This is a genomic window from Pedobacter cryophilus, from assembly GCF_005116455.1.
Classification (GTDB): domain Bacteria; phylum Bacteroidota; class Bacteroidia; order Sphingobacteriales; family Sphingobacteriaceae; genus Pseudopedobacter; species Pseudopedobacter cryophilum.
In genome coordinates this window covers 11,430-31,579 of sequence record NZ_SWBP01000002.1, presented here as the reverse complement: position 1 = coordinate 31,579, position 20,150 = coordinate 11,430, and the positions used below count along the sequence as shown (strand labels likewise).

The following is a 20,150-nucleotide window of genomic DNA, read 5'->3' as shown; positions in this document are numbered from 1 at the left end:
AACATGCAAATCTATCATCACATTAAAGATTTTGAAAGATTAGAAAATGCTGTGGTTACCATTGGCACTTTTGATGGGGTGCATTTAGGGCATCAAAAAATCATTACAAAACTGATAGAAAAAGCACATCAAATTAAAGGGGAATCGGTAATCCTAACATTTTTCCCTCATCCCAGGATGATTTTACACCCCGAAGATCATGAGTTAAAGATGATCAATACCATTGCCGAAAAAGCCTTATTGTTGGAGCAATTGGGAGTAGATCACCTTATTATCACTCCTTTTACCAGAGATTTTTCTAACCAAAACGCAGAGCAATACATCAAAGAAATTTTGATCAATCAAATTGGGATGAAAGGTATTGTGATTGGTTACGACCATAGATTTGGAAAAGACAGAAGCGGTGGCTTAAAAGAATTACAGCAATTTAGCCCAGTTTATGGTTACCAAATCAATGAAATTCCAGAGCAAGACATTGCCGATGTAGCCATTTCCTCTACTCGTATTAGAAAGGCTCTTTCTATTGGAGATGTTGATGTTGCCAATGAATTGATGGGACATCCTTTTTCTTTATCAGGAAAAGTGATTAGAGGCGACCAAATTGGAAGAACTTTAGGTTACCCTACTGCAAATTTATTTATAGAAGAGAGTTATAAAATTATCCCCTCTGATGGGATTTATGCTGTGGAAATTCATATTCCAGAGAAAAGCAACAAAAATAAAAATCAAGTTATTGATAATCCTTTTCAACTCTCTCCATCAGATAATCAAAAATCAAATCTAAAAAACCATCAAAACCACAATTGTAAATTTAGAGGGATGGCTTATATTGGTCATAGACCAACCATTAACGGAATGAGCCAAAATATTGAAGTGAATATTTTTGATTTTAATGAAGATATTTATCATGAAAGTATTCGCTTAGATTTCCTTCACTTTATTCGTCATGATATTAAATTTGAAGGTTTAGCTAAACTAACTGAACAGTTAGCGAAAGACAAAATCAGTACTTTAAACTATTTTGAGAACCAAACTCATTAACGCTAGTTTCTTTTTCTTCAATATCAAAGCTATTCTTTAATTTAGATACATGCGCATCGACCGTGAAAAAGCTGAATTTTTAGATAAAATGATTCAACACTGGGAAGACGAGAAATTGTTAGACCCAGTAAAATCTGCTGAATTAAAGAAAAGCTATGCCATCAAAAACTTTGATTGGCAAAAACTGGCTCAATATTCTATTTACATTGCTTTAGCCTGTGGTGTTTTTGCTCTGGGCTCTTTGTTAATTGATAAAGAGATACTGGTTTTGCTAGAAACACTTTATCAAACACCTAACATTATCATCAGTATTTTATCTTTTTTAGCGGCTGCATGGTTTTTATTTTTAGGGAATAAAAGAAGAAAAAACAAAGTGCGCCAAGTATTTAGCAATGAAGCACTTTTGTTTGGTGGTATTTTATTTATAGCAAATGGATTGGCTTATTTTGGGAAATCAATTTCTAGAAATACTGATCATTATTCTTTAATATTCTTAGCCGCAGTTCCTATTTATGCTTTTTTAGGTTACTATTTTAAATCAAAATTGATTTGGGCTTTTGCATTACTCTCACTAGGCTCATGGTTTGGCACCGAGACAAGCTATATCAGCAAAGGAAATTTATACTTTTTAGGGATGAATTATCCTTTAAGGTTTGTTTGTTTTGGTACTTTACTAATTGCAGGAGCATGGTTGCTAAGAAACATCAAACAACTAGAATTTCTATTCCAAACCACTTATTTTATAGCTTATTTATACACTTTTACAGCTTTATGGCTATTATCCATCTTCGGAAATTTTGGTTCTATTGATCAATGGTATAGCGTTAACCAAACTTCTTTAATTGGATGGGGCTCACTTTCTATTTTTATTTGTGGACTTACCTTCTTTTTAGGTTTTAAGTTTAAAGATGAAATGGCCAGAGAGTTTGGCGCAACATTTCTAATTGTAAATCTCTACAGTAGGTTTTTTGAATACTTTTGGGATACTTGGCACAAAGCCTTATTTTTTATGGTTTTAGCTATCTCTTTTTGGATTATCGGCCGAAAGGCTGAGAAAATTTGGAATCTGGAGTTTTTGAAAAAAGAGTAGGGAGCAAGAAACAAGGAATAAAGATTAAGGAACAAAGAGAAAGGAATAAAGATTAAAAATTTGAGGTCATAAAAAAAGTCGGAGCTATTCCGACTTTTTTATTTATATATTAGTCATCCAGAGCTGCAAACAGCCGTCTGAAAACTCCGGACTCAATTACGCTTGTTTAGCAAATTGTACGTTGATGGCTAATTTAATATCCTCACCTACTACAATACTTCCTGCTTCGGTAATACCGTCCCAAGTTAAGCCAAATTCTTTACGGTTAATTTTACCAGTAACTTCAAAACCAGCTTTTACATTTCCGTAAAAATCTGTTGCTATTCCACCGAATTCTGCTTTTAAAGAAACAGGTTTAGTGACGTCTTTAATGGTTAAATGACCGTCTAATTTATAATCATCTCCGTCTTTCGTGAAAGATGTTGATTTAAATTTAATAGCTGGATATTGTTCGGCATTAAAAAAATCTGCTGATTTTAAGTGATTATCTCTATCTCCTTGGTTGGTATCAATGCTGTTTACATCTAATGAAAATTCTATGTTTGCACCAGAAAAATCTTCGCTTGTAGTTTCTAAACTTCCTTCAAAAATTTTAAAAGTCCCTGTTACGGTAGAGATTACTAAGTGTTTTACTTTAAATTGAACCTCTGAGTGCATTGGATCTAAAACCCATTTTCCTTGATTTGACATACTTTTTTAGTTTAATAGTTTCTAATTCTGGTCAAAGATAATAATATATGTTTAAACATGTATTATTAAACTAAATTATTTTCAAGTCTTTACACAATTATGATTTTACAAAGTAGAAATAAGTTTCCTTGATAATTTGAATAGATGCTAAAGCAAAAAAGATAATGGCGATGCTTTTGTTAATCATTTTATTGCTAAAAGAGAATCTATTTTGAATATATTGCGCAAACCGAGCAAACAAATACAAGGATAGAAAGCAGCCAATTGCCGCCCCAACTGCAAAAATCTCTAAGCCCAATCCTTTGGTAGTAATCCATTGATGGCTAATGAGGTAAGTACCACCAATCATCCAATAAGGAATAATCATCGGATTAAATACGCCTAAAATAATACCCGTTTTAATGCTATCCCTTTTTCTCACATCGTCTGTTGGCATTACTTCTTTTCTTGCTTGGTTTAAGCTAATTATTCCCATAATGATTAAAACGGCAACAATAACCCAATCTAACCAATGCAGTAAATCTTTTTTGGAAGCAAACCATTCGGCAAAACGCATTAAAACGTAGGTGAAAATTCCTTCTATAATTGAAAAAGTAGTAACAAAAATGAGTGCTTGCTTTAAACCTTTATTGATAGAAATTTGAACAGTGGTGAGGTTGATGTTACCTAAAGGGGCATATCCTACAAAATTAACCAAAATGGCCACTATAAAAGTGAGTAAAAGCATAAGGTAAATATAATAGGAAAGAAAATTTTAGAGAAATGAAATAATAGCATTCTTGTTCTTTCGTGGCTTTTTTATTGCCACATAGTTTAAGGTTATTTTTTTTGCCACAAATACACGAATTTTCACGAAGCTAAACGCATAATATTTGTTTTCATTCGTGTATTCGTGTTATTATTTTTTGATGCAAATGCTTCTTCTAAGGTTATTTTTTTTTGTCACGAATACACGAATTTCCACGAAGCTAAACGCATAGTATTCGTTTTCATTCGTGTATTCGTGGCATTATTTTTTAATGCAAATGCTTCTTCTAAGGTTACTTTTTTTGCCACGAATACACGAATTTTCACGAAGCTAAACGCATAGTATTCGTGGTACTATTTTTTGATGCAAATGCTTCTTCTAAAGTTATTTTTTTGCCACGAATACACGAATTTTCACGAAGCTAAACTCATAACATTCGTTTTCATTCGTGTATTCGTGGCATTATTTTTTGATGCAAATGCTTCTTCTAAGGTTATTTTTTTTGCCACAAATACACGAATTTTCACGAAGCTAAACGCACAATATTTGTTTTCATTCGTGTATTCGTGTTATTATTTTTTGATGCGGAGGCTGCTCTAAGATTATTTTTTTGCTACGAATACACGGATTTCTACGAAGCTAAACGCATAGTATTCGTTTTCATTCGTGTATTCGTGGCATTATTTTTTTATGCGCATGCTCCTTTTAAGCTTGTTTTTTTTGCCACGAATACACGAATTTTCACGAAGCTAAACGCATAATATTTGTTTTCATTCGTGTATTCGTGGTATTATTTTTTGATGCGGATGCTGCTTCTAAGATTATTTTTTTGCTACGAATACACGGATTTCCACGAAGCTAAACTCATAGTATTCGTTTTCATTCGCGAATTTGTGGCATTATTTACTGTCAGTTCCAATTTGGGAATCACATGGAACAATAAATTTGCAAGTAGTGCCCATGCCTGCCATGTCAGAATTAATTTCAAAACTTCCACCAATAGATTTCATTCTGGCAGACATGTTTATTAAACCTGCTGATTGTGTTTTTAAAATTGGGTTAAACCCTTTACCATTATCATGAAGCGATACTATCAAATGATTTTGTTCTAATGCTACCTCTAGTTTTATTTTACTGGCCGAGGAATGTTTCAGCATGTTTTGAATAGATTCTTGCAAACACCTTAAAATAATAATTTTATACTTTTGATCTATTAAAAAATCTTGCTTTAAAGGAAGGAATTCAATTTTAAGAATATCTAATTTTCTTAACTTTTTTAGCTCAATTTCGATGAGTTCCATCAAGTTAAAATCCTGACTCCAGTCTAAATTAAGACGATGAGAAAGTTCTCTAATTTCTTCAATGGCACTCTGAATTAAATCTCTGCTATTGGCTGTTTTAACATCATTTTGGCGAGCTAATTGCATTTTTGCCAGCAGTAAAAGTTGCCCTACATTATCATGTAATTCGGCACCGGTATCTTTTAAAGTTTGCTCTCTTACTTCTATTTGGGCATTTAAAAGATTACGCTCGTTTTCTAGTTTAAGTGCTTCTTCAGCCTTAATGTGCTTAATATATTTTCGCTGATAGGCAAATAATAACATCAATACAAAAATGCCTAAAGCCGCAAAAGCAATGCTTATAAAAATGATGGTTCCTATTACGTCTGGTCCGTTTTGTGACATAAGAAACCTATAATATAAAAACTATAAAGAGACATGGCTAAATATTTCATGGTAGCAGAGTGGTTGTAATATTTATAGAGCTCAGAATCCATGGCTATTAAATAATTTAATGAGCCCATAATTACTGTAGAGGTAAGGTAAAAAAAGAAAATCCCTATCACTATCCAAAATTGTGCTTTCCTACTAATATCTTCTACCATTTTAGGATTGTTAAATAGTTGAAAGAAATACATTAATGAAAACACAATTAAATTACCTCCCATTAAAGATCTCGGGTTACTAAAATATTTGAAAAAGTCTTGAATAAAGAGCCAATTAACAATATAAAAAACTACAAAAAGAATGGAAAGCCATACCGTTATTTTTTTAAGCTTCAAGCTATCAAATTGATAGTAAAAGAAATATGAAAAAGACAGCATATCAAACACCATAAAGAGGTTATACATCCAAAGGTTATACCCCATAAGAAATACTCTGGTGTAAAGCGAACTTGCCAAAATATTTAAAAACTGAATAAATATAAAAATAGGGAAATACCTTAAGCCTTTATTTTCTAAATACTTTCTTCTAAGAAGCCCGATAAACGCCGCAAAAAATTCAACTACAAAAGAAAAAACAAGTAAAAACATATCAAATTAAAATTCAGTACAAGATGAACCTATGGGTGGAGGTGGACAAGTTTCCTGATCGTTTAAACCCGATCCTCCTAAGTCATCATCAGAAATTGAAATATCGTCATTATTTAATAAATCAACACTACTTGCCATTGTTGGAGGGCTAACGCTTGAATGCGTAGTTACAAAAATTAAAGTAGTTTGCCCGAGATGATTTTCTGCTGAGGTATAGGTATCATTATCTACTTTATAATTCCCCGCAACGCCTAAGTACATTCTTAAACCATTGGCGGTAGGATTATCTGCAAACAACTTATCTAATGTTTCTTTAGGCACCCAAATACTTTTAGTGTCTTCTCTTTTTTCACCAGGAATAATAATTGGTAGATCTTGGCTGTTTCTTAGTCTTCTTTTATCATAAGCATCAACCATTGCTTTAATAATTTTCTTCTTAACGGGTTTTTTACTCATTATTTTAGGATTTTCCCTAAAAGTAAATTATTTAATAGAAATTGAGAATACAAATATTCTGGTATTTTAAATTTCGTTGTAAAAGAGGTTAGGTAGGCTTTTGCTTTTTACAAAAAGATGGCATTTAAAACCCAAGCAATAGTGTTACCAAGGCTCAAAGTTTAATTTTTTTGGAGAAGTATAAATTCGCTATTGGAGAGGAAAAAGCAAATCTTAAATAAAGGGAAATAGTGCGTTAACGATGGAAGCGGTATCCTTTTTGGCTTTTTGGAGCCAAAAAGATTTAGCGGACAGCGTGTTAAAACGCCCAAAACCAAAAAGCCCACGATTAACATCAAGGGCTTTTTGGTTAATTTATTAAACTGGTTACAAAGCGGCTCTTAACATTAAAGCGCCTACCGTAACATTGGTTCTACTATCTATAATAATGGCGCCCCCGTTTCTTTTATTGATTTCGTAAGGATCAAATGCGAGTTCATCGGCGGTTTTAATTTCTACCCGGCCAATATCATTTAAACCAAAAGTATCTGCATTTACTTTTTCTAAAGTATTGATGTTTACTTTGTACAATACCTCTTTAATTTTGCAACGGGTTACTTTACTTTGGTGTTGAATAAAATAAGTTGCGGAGGTGTCTAATTCGCGGGTATCCATCCAACAAATATCAGCTTCTATTTGGCTGGCAACTATAGGTGCTCTTTCAATTTCGCCAATCATATCGCCACGGCTAATATCAATTTCGCCCTCTAAATGCAGCGTGATGGATTTTCCTTCTTCGGCAATTTGTAAATCGCCATCAAAGGTTTCTAATTTTGAAATCTTAGAGCTGGTACCTGATGGATAAACTTTTACTACATCGCCCAATTTAAAAGCGCCACTCAACACTCTGCCGGCATAGCCACGGTAATCATGTAAAGCGTCTGTTTGCGGCCTTACCACCCATTGCACCGCCATACGAGCAGGCAATAAGCTGTCAATTTCATGCACCGGAACGGTTTCTAAATGTTCTAATAAGTTTTTGCCTTTGTACCAAGGCATGGCTTCAGAATTAAAAACAATATTATCGCCTCTTAAAGCGCTTACGGGAATAAAAGTAACTTCCTTAATATTTAATTTGGTGGCTAAAGTATGGTAATCAGCATGGATTTTATCAAAAACCTCTTCGCTGTAATCTACCATGTCCATTTTATTCACACAAACCACCACATGCTCTAAAGCCAATAAAGAAACCAAATAAGAATGACGGATGGTTTGCTCTATTACCCCTTTACGGGCATCAATTAAAATAATGGCTAAATCTGCATTGGAAGCTCCGGTAACCATGTTACGGGTATATTGAATATGCCCTGGAGTATCTGCAATGATAAATTTTCTTTTTTCGGTTTGGAAATATTTGTAGGCTACATCAATAGTAATTCCTTGTTCACGTTCGGCTTTTAATCCATCGGTTAAAATGGCTAAATCTACTGTTCCATCGTCGTTTTTACGATTAGATTTCTGAATAGCTTCTAGCTGATCGGCCAAAACAGAACCTGTATCATATAACAAACGACCAATTAAGGTACTTTTACCGTCATCAACACTTCCGGCTGTTAAAAATTTTAATATATCCACTAAAAATATCCTCCTTTCTTACGGTCTTCCATGGCTGCTTCAGAAACTTTATCATCCATACGGGCACCTCGTTCACTAATTTTTGATTGACTGATTTCTAAAATGATATCGTCTATTTCTGTTTTCACTGATTCTACGGCTGCGGTACAAGTCATATCACCAACGGTACGGAAACGCACACTTTTGGTTTGTACAATATCATCTGCATCCATATTTAAGAACTCATGTGCGGCCATTAAAACCCCGTTACGTTCTATCACTTCTCTTTCGTGAGAATAATAAATAGAAGGTATTTCTATGTTTTCTCTTTTGATGTAATTCCAAACGTCTAACTCTGTCCAGTTACTGATAGGGAAAACTCTTACGTTTTCTCCTTTGTGGATTTTACCGTTAAAGGTGTTCCAAAGTTCTGGTCGCTGACGTTTTGGATCCCACTGGCCAAATTCATCGCGAACTGAGAAAATACGTTCTTTTGCTCTGGCTTTTTCCTCGTCTCTTCTGGCGCCACCAATACAAGCGTCGAATTGGTTTTTCTCGATAGTTTCTAAAAGGGTAACGGTTTGCAAAGCATTTCTACTCGCATTTTTACCTTTTTGCTCTATCACTTTTCCGCTGTCTATGGCATCTTGTACATGTCCAATAATCAGTTTTTCACCAATTTTCTCTACCAATTTGTCACGAAATTCAATCACTTCAGGAAAGTTATGCCCAGTATCTACATGCACCAATGGAAAAGGAAACTTACCCGGCCGAAAGGCTTTTTCTGCCAAACGCACCAAAGTGATAGAATCTTTTCCGCCTGAGAATAATAAAGCTGGCTTTTCAAACTGCCCTGCTACCTCCCGTAAAATCGCTATGGCTTCTGCCTCTAACTGATCTAAATAATCCATTTTTTTATTGAGTATTGAGTATTGAGTATCTAGTACTAAGTATCGAGTATCAAGAACTTAAGCTCATTTATAAATATTTTTTATTCGTTTAATAAATCTCGTCTTCAGACTAACGTCTGCGGACTGCAAACTTTTTACTTTCCGCTTGATGAGTCTCCGCTTCAAACTGCGGACCGCCGACTTCAAACTGCGGACCTATTTCGTTACTTCATGTAATCCACATTCTTTTTTACTTTGATCTTCCCACCACCAGCGGCCAGCTCTAAAATCTTCGCCGGGTTGTACGGCTCTGGTGCAAGGCTGGCAACCAATACTTGGGAAACCTTTATCGTGTAATGGGTTGTAAGGCACATTATTTTCTTTAACGTAAGCTTTCACATCATCTAAAGTCCAATGAAAAATAGGGTGAACTTTTACCAATTGGTGCGCTTCATCCCATTCAACCCAGTCCATGTTTTCTCTGTTTACAGATTGCTCTGCTCTGATACCGGTAATCCAAATTTTATATCCCTTTAAAGCTCTGTTTAAAGGCTCTATCTTTCTAATTCCGCAGCATTCTTTTCTGTTTTCTACCGATTCATAAAAACTACTTGGCCCTTTTTCGGTCACCATTTTTTCTAGTTTGTCTTTATCAGGATAAAAGGCTGCTATGGGTTTTTGGTATCTTTCTAAAGTACGATTCCAGGTATAATAGGTTTCGGTGAATAATCTACCGGTTTCTAAGGTGAATACTTTGATAGGTAAATCCTGAGCAAAAATCATGTCTGTGAGCACTTGATCTTCCCATCCAAAACTGGTAGAAAAAATAATTTCTCCTTGATGTTGATTCGCCAAAACCGCCAAAACCTGTTGTGGCGTTAAATCTTTGATGATGTTTTGTATTTCTTCTGCCCTATTCATTTTGCGGTAAAAATAAGAATATCCTCTTTAGTTAATTAGATAATAAAAGCAATATAAAATTGATAATACTTCTTGAGCTTACTAAAATTACAATGACTCCAACGGCAACCATAATGGTTTTAGCAGAGATTTTGTTAGAAACCCTTGCCGCAATTGGCGATGCAATTGCACTACCAATTACTAAACCGGCTACTGCATACCAATGTAAACCGCTTAACATGGTTACAAAGGTTAAAGAACTCATTAAAGCAATAAAAAATCTGCTCAGTTTAACTGTTCCTAAAGAATACCTAGCATTTCTACCTCCGGCAATTAAAGAAGATAAAACAATAGAACCCCAGCCTCCACCACCAACGGCATCTATAAAACCACCTGTAAAACCTAAAACTCCAATTTTTTTAATCTTTTTATCTGCCGATATGACTTTATTAACGTTGAATGCTTTTCTTAAAATCACTAAACCTAAAATCAAAGTATAAACAGAAACAATAGGTTTAGTATATTGACTGTAATGCTCTAAAGAAGATAGTAAATAAGCACCACTTACTGCGCCAATAACACCTGGAATAATCAATAATTTGAATAATTTTTTATTGATATTACCCATTCTAAAGTGCATCCAACCGGCAATTCCGTTACTTAAAATTTCGGAAATATGAACTGCCGTACTTGCTGATGCAGGTGGAATTCCCATTGATAAGGAAAAAGTTGTAGAGGTAACTCCATAAGACATCCCAATGGCTCCATCTATCATTGCAAAAACAAAACCTGCGGCTAAAAAATAGTAAAAATGAGGATTTACTTGTTCTATATAGGCTTTAAAAGCAGGTTCTTGATTCCATAAGGCAAAAAAAGTAATGGTTGCAAAAGCAACTACAATAGTCCAAATTACCCAACTTAAAGCCGTAGAAGAGATGATTTGCTTTGATTGCTTTGGCTCTTCTACTAAACTGGCAGTTGCTTCATTCATCTTCTTCACTTTGTAAGCAAAGTCACCTTTTAAGGTATCTCTAAGCTTACTCATTTGATCTAAAGTGTCATCAATTTCATCAGGCAAACTATCATTAATAACCTGTTTAATGCGTTTTGCTACTGTTGGCGATTTTCCGTTGGTTGAGATGGCAATTTTTAAATTTCCTTTTTTTACAATTGATCCTAAATAAAAATCACAAAGCTCGGGCGTATCGGCAACATTTACCAGTAAACCTCTTTCTTTAGCAATCCCCCTAATATATCTGTGCAAATCTCTATCATCAGTAGCTAAAACCACTAATTCTACTCCTTTTAAATCTTCTTCTTTAAACTTTCGTTCAAAAAGTTCGACAGTTGGATAGTTTTTTATAAGTTCTTTAAGTTGTGGCAAAACACGCTCTCCTAAAACGGTTACATTAGCTTTGGGACTATTGAACAGCATAGCCTCCAATTTTTCTAAACCTACATTACCGGCTCCTACCAAAAGGGTACGGAAATTTTGTAGTTTCAAAAAAATTGGAAAAAGCTCATTGCTTTCTTTTTCCTCTGCTATATTTTTATTCTGCGTCAACAAACTCATAAGACTCTAAAATAGGCTGAAATTTTGGATGTAAACCCACCACAGCCCCTATTACAATTACTGCCGGAGCAGCAATGCCCTTTTCTGCTATTTGTTCTTCAATAGTATTAATTACGCCTAAGGCATATCGCTCATTAGGCATTGATCCATTTTGGATGATAGCGATTGGTAATCTTCCAAAACCCTCCTTTTGATAAATCTTAACAATTTCGGCAATTTTATTTACCCCCATTAAAACCACTACAGTTGCTTGTGTTTTTGCTGCAACATAAATGTCATCAGATATTTTTCCTGAGGTTGTGGTTCCTGTGATTACCCAAAAACTTTCGCTTACGCCACGATGAGTAATAGGAATCCCGCACAATGCAGGAACGGCTATAGAACTAGAAATTCCAGGAATTACGTCTGTTTCTATATTATAAGAAGCTGCAAAATCAATTTCTTCGTATCCACGTCCAAAAACAAAAGAATCTCCTCCTTTTAAACGAACTACATAACCGTAATTTAAGGCGCAATCTACCAATAATTGATTAATTTCTTCTTGTTTCATAGAGTGCTTTCCGGCTCTCTTCCCTACAAAAATCTTTACCGCCGTTTCTGGTGCAAGGCTTAGTATTTCTTCATTTACTAAGGCATCATACAATACCACATCGGCTTTTGCTAAAGCTTTCGCACCTTTAATGCTCATTAAATCTACATCGCCAGGGCCTGCGCCCACTAATGTTATTTTAGGTTCTTTAACCATTGTTATATTGCTAACTCAGGTTGCACCCTGAAATTTTTAATTTTTGTTAAGAAATCACTTGCTGAAGCTAAATATGCTTCGGCAAAAACTGCTGAAGGTTCGTTTTTATTGATTTGTAAAACCAAATCGGTAAAACTTTCTATTGCTAAAGCGGCGGCATAATGCTCGTCAAAAGCTTTCATTACACCAGTTTGTGTACTTTGATTCACTCCTTTATCTAATAACAAAGCTTTTGCACCACTTACCATTGCATTATATGCTTGGTAAATAGCATCGGCGAAAGCCTTATTTTCGAATGATGCTTTTGCCCATTCAAACTTTTCTTCAGCCTCAAAAATTAAAGTTGCTACTAAATCTATCACCACACCGGCACACTCACCCACACCAATTGCGGTTTGGAAAGTTTCTTGATGTCCCCAATCCACAAAATCTTCATCCGTTAAGGTAGTTTGATCTGCAATTGGTTTCAATAATTGATAAAAATAATCTTTACCTAAATCATCATAATACTGATGAAAGCTTTGATAAGTATCGGCTTTGGCCTGATAATCATTTAAAACGGCTCTTAATACCTGAGGTGCTCTTTTAGAAGGAACTTTCACCACTTTATCTGCAGCTCTGCCTACTCCATCACCCACAATTCCACCACCTAATAAAACCTGAACGGCAGGCATTACTTTTCCATTTGCTTTCATAGAACTTCCATGAAAACCAATTTGAGCCAAGCCATGCTGACCGCATGAATTCATACAACCGCTAATTTTTATTTTGATTTCTTTGTCTTCAATAAAGGAAGGATATTCATCATAAATCACCGATTCTAACACTCTAGAAAGCTCCATAGAATTAGAAATTCCCAAATTACAGGTATCCGTACCTGGGCAAGTAGTGACATCGGCAACGCTATCAAAACCTGGCGCTGATAAGCCTAATTCCTCTAAAGCTAGAAACAAAGAAGGCAAAGCTTCTTTTGTTGCAAACTTTAAAAGCAAGCCTTGGTTAATGGTAATTCTAATTTCATCTGCCACTAAACCACTAATGGCGGCTATAAACTTTCTGGCTAAATCTGTTTTGATATCGCCGGTTTGAACTTTTACATACACCCCGTAAAAACCTTTTTGCTTTTGCTCAAAAACGTTGGTATCTAACCATAATTGATAGGCTAATTGATCTTTGATTGCTACTTCAGCAAAATTTTGTGGTGCAGCAGCTTGTGGTTGGATGATGGAATCTCTATTGATTTTAAAGGTTTTAACTTTATTGGCTATTTTTTCTTCTTCAACCAATTTCACCAATTCGTCAATACCTATTTTGTTGACTAAGAATTTTAAGCGGGCTTTATTACGGTTATTTCTTTCGCCATGTCTATCAAAAACACGTAGAACGGCTTCGGCATAAGGAATAATTAAATCTTCGTGTAAAAACTCATGTACAATATGAGCTAAAGAAGGTTGGGCGCCTAAGCCACCTCCTAAAACCACTTTAAAACCTCTTACGTCTTCCCCGTTTTCTAGTTTTAATTTTGGGATAAAGCCTAAATCGTGGATAAAAGAAAAAGCGGTATCAGCCTCGCTAGAAGAGAAAGCAAATTTTATTTTCCTTCCCATTTCCTGACAAATAGGGTTTCTCAAAAAATATTCGAAAAAAGCATGAGCATAAGGAGAAACATCAAAAGGTTCTGAAGGATCTATTCCGGCAGTTGGCGATGCTGTTACATTTCTTACCGTGTTGCCACAAGCTTCTCTTAAAGTAATATCATCTTGTTCTAATTTAGACCAAAGCTCTGGCGTACGATCTAAACTCACATAATGGATTTGAATATCTTGACGGGTGGTTAAATGCAAATTACTTGATGCATATTCATCAGAAATATCGGCTATTTTTAGAAATTGCTTAAACGTAACTTTACCAAAAGGCAATTTGATACGCACCATTTGCACTCCAGGTTGGCGCTGGCCATAAACACCTCTCGCTAAACGCAGACTTCTAAATCTTTCATCATCAATTTTCCCTTCTCTAAAAGCCCTAATCTTTTGCTCTAAAGCAATGATGTCTTTTTCAACTAATGGATTTTCTAATTCTGTTCTAAAGCTTTGCATAATATATTGTAATCCTTGTATTAATATTAACCTAAATCAAAAAAAAACCTCTCCCAATAAATAGAAGAGGCTTAAACTAACACACTAACTAAAAAGATCTTATAGTGCCTCTACTGCTTAACAAACGCTGTTAAATTTTATACAGCAACAGTAAGACATGGTATTTTGAATAGTTGAATTTCTGATCACGCAACAAATATATATAATGTCTATGTATTTAGTAGTCTTTTTGTGAAAATATTTTTTTTATTTTAACCAATAAGGATTTCTGCTGAAATGAAAAATTGAAATTATTCTAATAATAGACGAAACTTTATCTATTTCAAAATGAATTGCAAAAGGAAATAATCGGAAATTTGCCATCCGAATATTGTTATACCTAATCTGATAATGAAACGGATTTTTGGAAAGGATTTTAAGAGTAAATTTCAATTCGTTTTTGAAGTTTTCTTGTTGTTGATTATACCATTATACTGCATTTTAAACATCGATAATGGATTCTGAAGAAAATAAAACAGTGTATTTGTTAGGCATTTTTATTTAAAATCCTAAAAAAATCTTCCTCAGAAATAACCGATTCAGGATTACTTTTCATTTTCTCAAGTCGTTTTAACGATTCCTCTTTTTGCCAATCGGGTGTTTTATCTTCAATCAACAGAAGCATAATCCTTTTTAATTCTGATATGATAAATTGAATTTTCCATATTAATTTTTATTAAAAATAAGTAAAATAAAAAATTTAACAGAATAAAAATTAGCTACTTAAGCTTTTTTCTTTACGGATAAGATCACCTATAGTGGTTTCTGATAATATTTTAAGAGTAGCATCTCTAACATTCATGAAAGTAGCTCGAATGCCGCAAGTTGCTTCTTCTTTACATTCATCGCACTTCTGATAAAAATTCAAGCTTACACAAGGCAATTGAGCAATAGGTCCACCGGTTAAACGCATCACTTGCACCAAATTAATATCATCAGGATTTTTTAGAAGAGAATAACCGCCACCAGCACCTTTTTTACTGAAAAGAAAGCCAGCGTTACGCATTTCTAAAAGAATTTGTTCTAAAAACTTTTTAGGAATTTTTTCTTTTTGCGAAATGCTTAAAATATTCATAGAATCGCCGCCAAATTGCTCACCTAAGGCAATAAGGGCTCTAATGGCATATTTTGTTTTTTTAGAGAGCAAGGTATTTGTTTAGAGCGTAATTAATAGATCTAAAATTATGAATATTAATTGATTTCTATTGAATAAGTAATCTCAACGCCGCCAGCAACCAACATGTCATGTACAGAACAGTATTTTCTAATGGCTAATTCGGCAGCTTTATTTACTTTTTGCTCATCTAAGTTACCGCTTAACTTAATTAACATGTGAATTTTAGTAAAAACGGGTGGCAATTCTACTCTTCGTTCTCCGCTAACTTCTACAGAGAAATCGGTAATTTCTTGACGTTGCTTTTTTAAAATACTCACTAAATCTAAAGAACTGCAAGAACCTAAAGCCATTAACACCAATTCCATCGGGCGAACGCCTAAACCTTCTCCACCAATCTCAGGTGAACCATCTATATGTACTTTTATATCACTGCTGCTACCTGTAGCTTCAAAGTGGACTGCACTATTTACTCTGTTTAATTCTATTTTCATTTTTTTTAGATATGAGTATTGAGATGTGAGATATGAGAATCTTGCAAACTCAAGAAAATTTAAACTATTAATGACCTATTTAGACTTTTCTAAAGCATTCTTCACATCAGCAAGAATATCCTCTACATTTTCTAAGCCAATAGAAAGCCTGATGCTTCCTGGAAATATGCCTATTTGTAATCTTTCTTGTTCTGATAATTTAGAATGTGTAGTAGAAGATGGGTGCGTACCTATAGATCTGGAATCTCCTAAGTTAGAGGAAATCAGAATCATTTCTAAAGCATCCAAAAATCTTTTTGCTCTTTCAAAGCCGCCTTTAATTACAAAAGTAACTATCCCACCACCTTGTTTCATTTGCTTTTTTGCTAATTCATATTGTGGGTGAGAAGGCAAATGAGGATAACGTACTACTTCAACTTCAGCACTTTTTTCTAAAGCTTTGGCAACAGCCAAAGCGTTACTGCAATGCCTATCCATTCTTAACGGAAGTGTTTCTAAGCTTTTAGACAATAACCACGCATTAAAAGCCGACATTGCCGGACCGGTATGCCTGATAAAAAACATCATTTCCTTTATTAAATCGGCTCTGCCAACTACTACTCCACCTAAAACTCGGCCTTGCCCATCCATATATTTTGTTGCCGAATGACTTACAATATCAACACCATAAGCAATTGGTTTTTGCAAATAAGGCGTGGCAAAGCAATTATCAACATTAATAATAATATGAGGATGTTTCTCTTTTATTTTGCACAACCATGCTAAATCTACCAATTCTAAACCTGGGTTAGAAGGTGTTTCTAAGAAAATCATTTTGGTATTTGGCTGAATAGCTTTCTCTAAATCATCCGGATTTGCAGCATCAACGTAGGTTGAAGTAATTCCCCATCGTGGAAACAGAGTAGTTAACAACTGATGTGTAGAACCAAAAATAGAACGAAAAGAAACAATGTGATCTCCGGCTTTTAACAAACCTGCAAAAGAAGCAAAAACACCTGCCATGCCAGATGAAAAAGCTAAACCAGCTTCGGCACCTTCTAACTCGCAAACCTTGTCTATAAACTCGGTTGTGTTTGGATTAGAGTATCTTGAATAAATATTTCCCTGTTGCTCATCAGCAAAAATAGCTCTGCCTTGTTCTGCATCATCAAAAATAAAACTAGAAGTGAGGTATAAAGGCGTAGAATGCTCTCTATTTGATGATCTTGGCGTTTGCGTTCTGATGAGTTTAGATTCTTCTTTCATTGTATTCAGTTGTCAGTTATTGGTTGTTAGTTGTCAGTTGCTAGTTGACGGATATCGGATGTTAGTTACCGGTTAATGGTTATAAGTTTACAGTTTGTTAGCCATTCAGACTACGGTCTGAAGACTTCGGACTTCTATTTAAACCGCTCTTTTAAATATACTCCGGTATAGGAATCCTTTATTTCAATTAATTCTTCTGGTGTGCCTTCAAAAACTAAATCGCCGCCTTCATCTCCACCTTCCGGACCTATATCAATTACCCAATCGGCACATTTTATCACATCCATATTATGTTCAATTACAATAATGGTATTTCCCTGCTCAATTAAAGCATCAAAAGATTTCATCAATTTTTTAATATCGTGAAAATGTAACCCTGTGGTTGGTTCGTCAAAAATAAATAATGTTTTATGACTATTGTTGCCTTTAATTAGAAAAGACGCCAACTTTATACGCTGTGCCTCACCTCCAGACAAAGTATTAGATGATTGCCCCAAATGCACATAACCCAAGCCTACTTCTGCCAAAGGCTTAATTTTATTGAGAATTTTTTGTTCCTCAGCAAAAAAGATAATGGCTTCATCAATGGTCATTTCTAAAACTTCAGCAACATTTTTGTCTTTATAAGTTACATCTAAAACATGTTGCTTAAAGCGTTGCCCTCCGCAAGATTCGCAAGGCAAATAAATATCGGCCATAAACTGCATCTCTATTTTCACTTCGCCCTCGCCTTGGCAAACATCACATCGGCCGCCTTCTACGTTAAAAGAAAATGCCGCTGGTTTTAAACCTGCAGCCTTTGCTGCTCCCTGACTAGAAAATAAAGCCCTAATCTCATCCCAAGCTTTCACGTAAGTTACCGGATTAGACCTTGACGACCTTCCTATTGGATTTTGATCAACCATTTCTACTTGTGAAATACTATTTAATGCTCCTTCAATCCCATCATAAAAACCGGTTTGTTCTCCAGAATAATTACCTATTACTTTTTGCAAAGCGGGAAATAAAATTCTTTTTACCAATGAAGTTTTTCCAGAACCCGATACTCCTGTAACGGCGGTTAAAACATGTAGAGGGAATTTGACATTAATATTTTTTAAATTATTTTCTCTAGCGCCTTTAATTTCAATAAAATCAGTTGGTTTTCTTCTTCTATTAGGAATTTCAATTTGCTCTCTCCCGCTTAAATATTTTCCGGTGAGGCTACGCTCATCTGTTAATATATCTTTATAATTTCCTGAGTAAACCAACTCACCACCTAAAGTACCTGCTTCTGGTCCAATATCAATTAAATGATCTGCGGCTTGCATCATTTCTTCTTCATGCTCTACCACCAAAACGGTATTACCCACATCTCTTAAAGATTTTAAAACGCCAATTAACCTATTGGTATCTTTTGGGTGTAACCCGATGCTTGGCTCATCTAAAACATAAATAGAACCTACTAATGAGCTTCCTAAAGAGGTAGCTAAATTAATTCTTTGTGATTCTCCGCCTGATAAAGTGTTAGATAAACGATTTAAGGTAAGGTATCCTAATCCCACTTCGTTTAAAAACAAAATTCTATTTCTGATCTCTAAAATCAGTCTTTTAGAAATTTTTTGTTGTTGCTCGTCTAACTTTAAATCGTCAAAAAAGGTTAAAGCTTTTTTTAACGGCATCAACACAATATCTGTAATGGAGTGATCATCAATTTTTACGTAGGTAGCATCGGGCCTTAGCCTACTGCCTAAACAATCAGGACAGTTGGTTTTTCCGCGGTAGCGAGATAACATGACACGATATTGGATTTTATAGGTTTGTTCTTCTAAAAATTTAAAGAAATCATCCAAACCTTTAAAATATTTATTTCCTTTCCAAAGGAGTTTTTTCTCGGCATTAGTCAATTGACTCACGGAACGGTGTATTGGAAAATCGAATTTAATAGAATTGGCAACTAATGCGTCTAACCATTCTTTCATTTTTTCGCCTCTCCAGGGAGCAATGGCGCCATCGTAAACCGACTTTGATTTATCTGGTATAACCAAATCTTCATCAATACCCATTACTTTACCATAACCTTCGCACTTTGGACAAGCTCCGTAAGGATTATTGAAACTAAAAAAATTAGGACTTGGCTCTTCAAATTTAATTCCGTCTAGCTCAAACCTATCTGAGAAATGCTTCCTTTTACCTTCAAAATCAACATAACAATCGCCTTTACCTTCAAAAAAAGCCGTTTGAACAGAATCGCCCATACGGCTTATGGTTTCATCTTCCTGATTAGTAACTATTCTATCAATGAGTATTAAAACTTTGTGCTCATCTTCAACTTCTTTGTTTTCAATGGTTTCGTCTTCTAAAAGTTCTTCAACTTTTCTGATTTCATTATTAATAGAAACTCTGGAAAACCCTTTTTGCAATAATACAGCAAGTTCTTCTTTTAAAGTTCTTTGGTTATGAGGATAAAGTGGGCATAAAATAGTTATAGTACTTTCTTCTGGCAAAGCCGATAAATAATTCACTACATCCGTTACCGAATCTTTTTTCACCAATTGCCCCGAAATTGGTGAAAAAGTTTTTCCAATTCTACTAAAAAGCAACTTAAGATAATCGTAAATTTCTGTTGAAGTCCCCACTGTAGAACGAGGATTTGAAGTAATTACTTTTTGCTCAATGGCAATTGCTGGCGCTATACCCTTTATATAATCAACATCAGGCTTGTTCATTCTGCCTAAAAACTGACGGGCATAAGAAGATAAACTTTCTACATATCTTCTTTGTCCTTCTGCATATAAAGTATCAAAAGCTAAGGATGATTTTCCTGAGCCAGACATCCCTGTGATGACTACCAATTTGTTTTTTGGAATGGCAACATCAATATTTTTTAAATTATGTACTCGGGCACCTTTAATTATAATATTCTTTTTTGGATCTTTTTCTTCTTCTTTCATCTCAAAATTCTCAGCTTCTCATCTATCTTAAACAATTTCTAAAGATTTTGTTTAGTGCTGCAAAAATAGTGGTAATATCTATCTTTTCTCTATTCCTAAAAAAATTGACTTTACTTTTAATATTTGGTTAAGTTATTGTATCATTCATATAAATAATTGCGTAATTAAGTTTATATTGAGGTCAAA

General features: G+C 34.6%; 18 protein-coding genes. 2 read left to right on the top strand and 16 right to left on the bottom strand.

The annotated features are described in order from the left end of the window. Window positions 1-3: 3 nt before the first annotated feature. Together FA046_RS05375 and FA046_RS05370 are read left to right on the top strand one after the other, a co-directional pair. Window positions 4-1,041: a bifunctional riboflavin kinase/FAD synthetase gene (locus tag FA046_RS05375; protein WP_136825369.1), complete on the top strand. Its 1,038-nt coding sequence runs from the start codon at window positions 4-6 to the stop codon at window positions 1,039-1,041. Window positions 1,042-1,090: 49 nt separating this feature from the next. Further along, window positions 1,091-2,131: a DUF2157 domain-containing protein gene (locus FA046_RS05370; RefSeq protein WP_136825368.1), complete on the top strand. Its 1,041-nt coding sequence runs from the start codon at window positions 1,091-1,093 to the stop codon at window positions 2,129-2,131. A gap of 156 nt (window positions 2,132-2,287) precedes the next feature. Here the strand turns inward: FA046_RS05370 and FA046_RS05365 are convergent, their stop codons facing one another. The 16 genes from FA046_RS05365 to uvrA form a co-directional block, all read right to left on the bottom strand. Continuing rightward, window positions 2,288-2,821 (bottom strand): YceI family protein, encoded by a 534-nt coding sequence (locus tag FA046_RS05365; protein WP_136825367.1) that lies wholly within the window; start codon window positions 2,819-2,821, stop codon window positions 2,288-2,290. Window positions 2,822-2,918: 97 nt separating this feature from the next. Then, complete coding sequence (locus tag FA046_RS05360; RefSeq protein WP_136825366.1) at window positions 2,919-3,548, bottom strand: LysE family transporter; 630 nt, start codon at window positions 3,546-3,548, stop codon at window positions 2,919-2,921. A 920-nt stretch (window positions 3,549-4,468) separates the two neighbouring features. Then, window positions 4,469-5,254 carry a sensor histidine kinase gene (locus FA046_RS05355; RefSeq protein WP_136825365.1) on the bottom strand — a complete coding sequence of 262 codons (786 nt, stop codon included), beginning with the start codon at window positions 5,252-5,254 and terminating at the stop codon, window positions 4,469-4,471. After that, on the bottom strand, window positions 5,230-5,454 hold the full coding sequence (locus tag FA046_RS05350; RefSeq protein WP_169303307.1) for a hypothetical protein: 225 nt from the start codon (window positions 5,452-5,454) through the stop codon (window positions 5,230-5,232). Before FA046_RS05350 ends, FA046_RS05355 begins: the two co-directional genes overlap by 25 nt. A 435-nt stretch (window positions 5,455-5,889) precedes the next feature. Further along, complete coding sequence (locus FA046_RS05345) at window positions 5,890-6,339, bottom strand: hypothetical protein (RefSeq protein ID WP_136825363.1); 450 nt, start codon at window positions 6,337-6,339, stop codon at window positions 5,890-5,892. A gap of 366 nt (window positions 6,340-6,705) precedes the next feature. Next, the gene (locus FA046_RS05340) at window positions 6,706-7,953 is read right to left on the bottom strand and encodes a sulfate adenylyltransferase subunit 1 (RefSeq protein ID WP_136825362.1); all 1,248 of its coding nucleotides are present in this window, start codon (window positions 7,951-7,953) and stop codon (window positions 6,706-6,708) included. Then, window positions 7,953-8,843, bottom strand: coding sequence for a sulfate adenylyltransferase subunit CysD (gene cysD, locus FA046_RS05335; RefSeq protein ID WP_136825361.1), 891 nt, complete (start codon window positions 8,841-8,843; stop codon window positions 7,953-7,955). The genes FA046_RS05340 and cysD overlap by 1 nt, the downstream gene beginning before the upstream one ends. A gap of 195 nt (window positions 8,844-9,038) precedes the next feature. Beyond that, window positions 9,039-9,743 carry a phosphoadenylyl-sulfate reductase gene (locus FA046_RS05330; protein ID WP_136825360.1) on the bottom strand — a complete coding sequence of 235 codons (705 nt, stop codon included), beginning with the start codon at window positions 9,741-9,743 and terminating at the stop codon, window positions 9,039-9,041. Between the two features lie 31 nt (window positions 9,744-9,774). Further along, window positions 9,775-11,295, bottom strand: coding sequence for a TSUP family transporter (locus tag FA046_RS05325; RefSeq protein ID WP_136825359.1), 1,521 nt, complete (start codon window positions 11,293-11,295; stop codon window positions 9,775-9,777). Further along, the gene (gene cobA / locus FA046_RS05320; RefSeq protein WP_136825358.1) at window positions 11,273-12,040 is read right to left on the bottom strand and encodes a uroporphyrinogen-III C-methyltransferase; all 768 of its coding nucleotides are present in this window, start codon (window positions 12,038-12,040) and stop codon (window positions 11,273-11,275) included. The genes FA046_RS05325 and cobA overlap by 23 nt, the downstream gene beginning before the upstream one ends. Window positions 12,041-12,042: 2 nt before the next feature. Next, window positions 12,043-14,139, bottom strand: a complete 2,097-nt coding sequence (locus FA046_RS05315; protein WP_136825357.1) for a HEPN domain-containing protein — start codon at window positions 14,137-14,139, stop codon at window positions 12,043-12,045. Between the two features lie 526 nt (window positions 14,140-14,665). Then, complete coding sequence (locus FA046_RS17520) at window positions 14,666-14,794, bottom strand: addiction module protein (protein WP_262709946.1); 129 nt, start codon at window positions 14,792-14,794, stop codon at window positions 14,666-14,668. Between the two features lie 99 nt (window positions 14,795-14,893). Further along, the gene (locus FA046_RS05310) at window positions 14,894-15,325 is read right to left on the bottom strand and encodes an RrF2 family transcriptional regulator (protein ID WP_136825356.1); all 432 of its coding nucleotides are present in this window, start codon (window positions 15,323-15,325) and stop codon (window positions 14,894-14,896) included. A gap of 44 nt (window positions 15,326-15,369) precedes the next feature. After that, window positions 15,370-15,786, bottom strand: a complete 417-nt coding sequence (locus FA046_RS05305; protein WP_136825355.1) for an OsmC family protein — start codon at window positions 15,784-15,786, stop codon at window positions 15,370-15,372. A 75-nt stretch (window positions 15,787-15,861) separates the two neighbouring features. Beyond that, window positions 15,862-17,031, bottom strand: coding sequence for a trans-sulfuration enzyme family protein (locus FA046_RS05300; protein WP_136825354.1), 1,170 nt, complete (start codon window positions 17,029-17,031; stop codon window positions 15,862-15,864). 134 nt (window positions 17,032-17,165) lie between these two features. Further along, window positions 17,166-19,964: an excinuclease ABC subunit UvrA gene (uvrA, locus tag FA046_RS05295; RefSeq protein ID WP_136825353.1), complete on the bottom strand. Its 2,799-nt coding sequence runs from the start codon at window positions 19,962-19,964 to the stop codon at window positions 17,166-17,168. Window positions 19,965-20,150 lie beyond the last annotated feature (186 nt).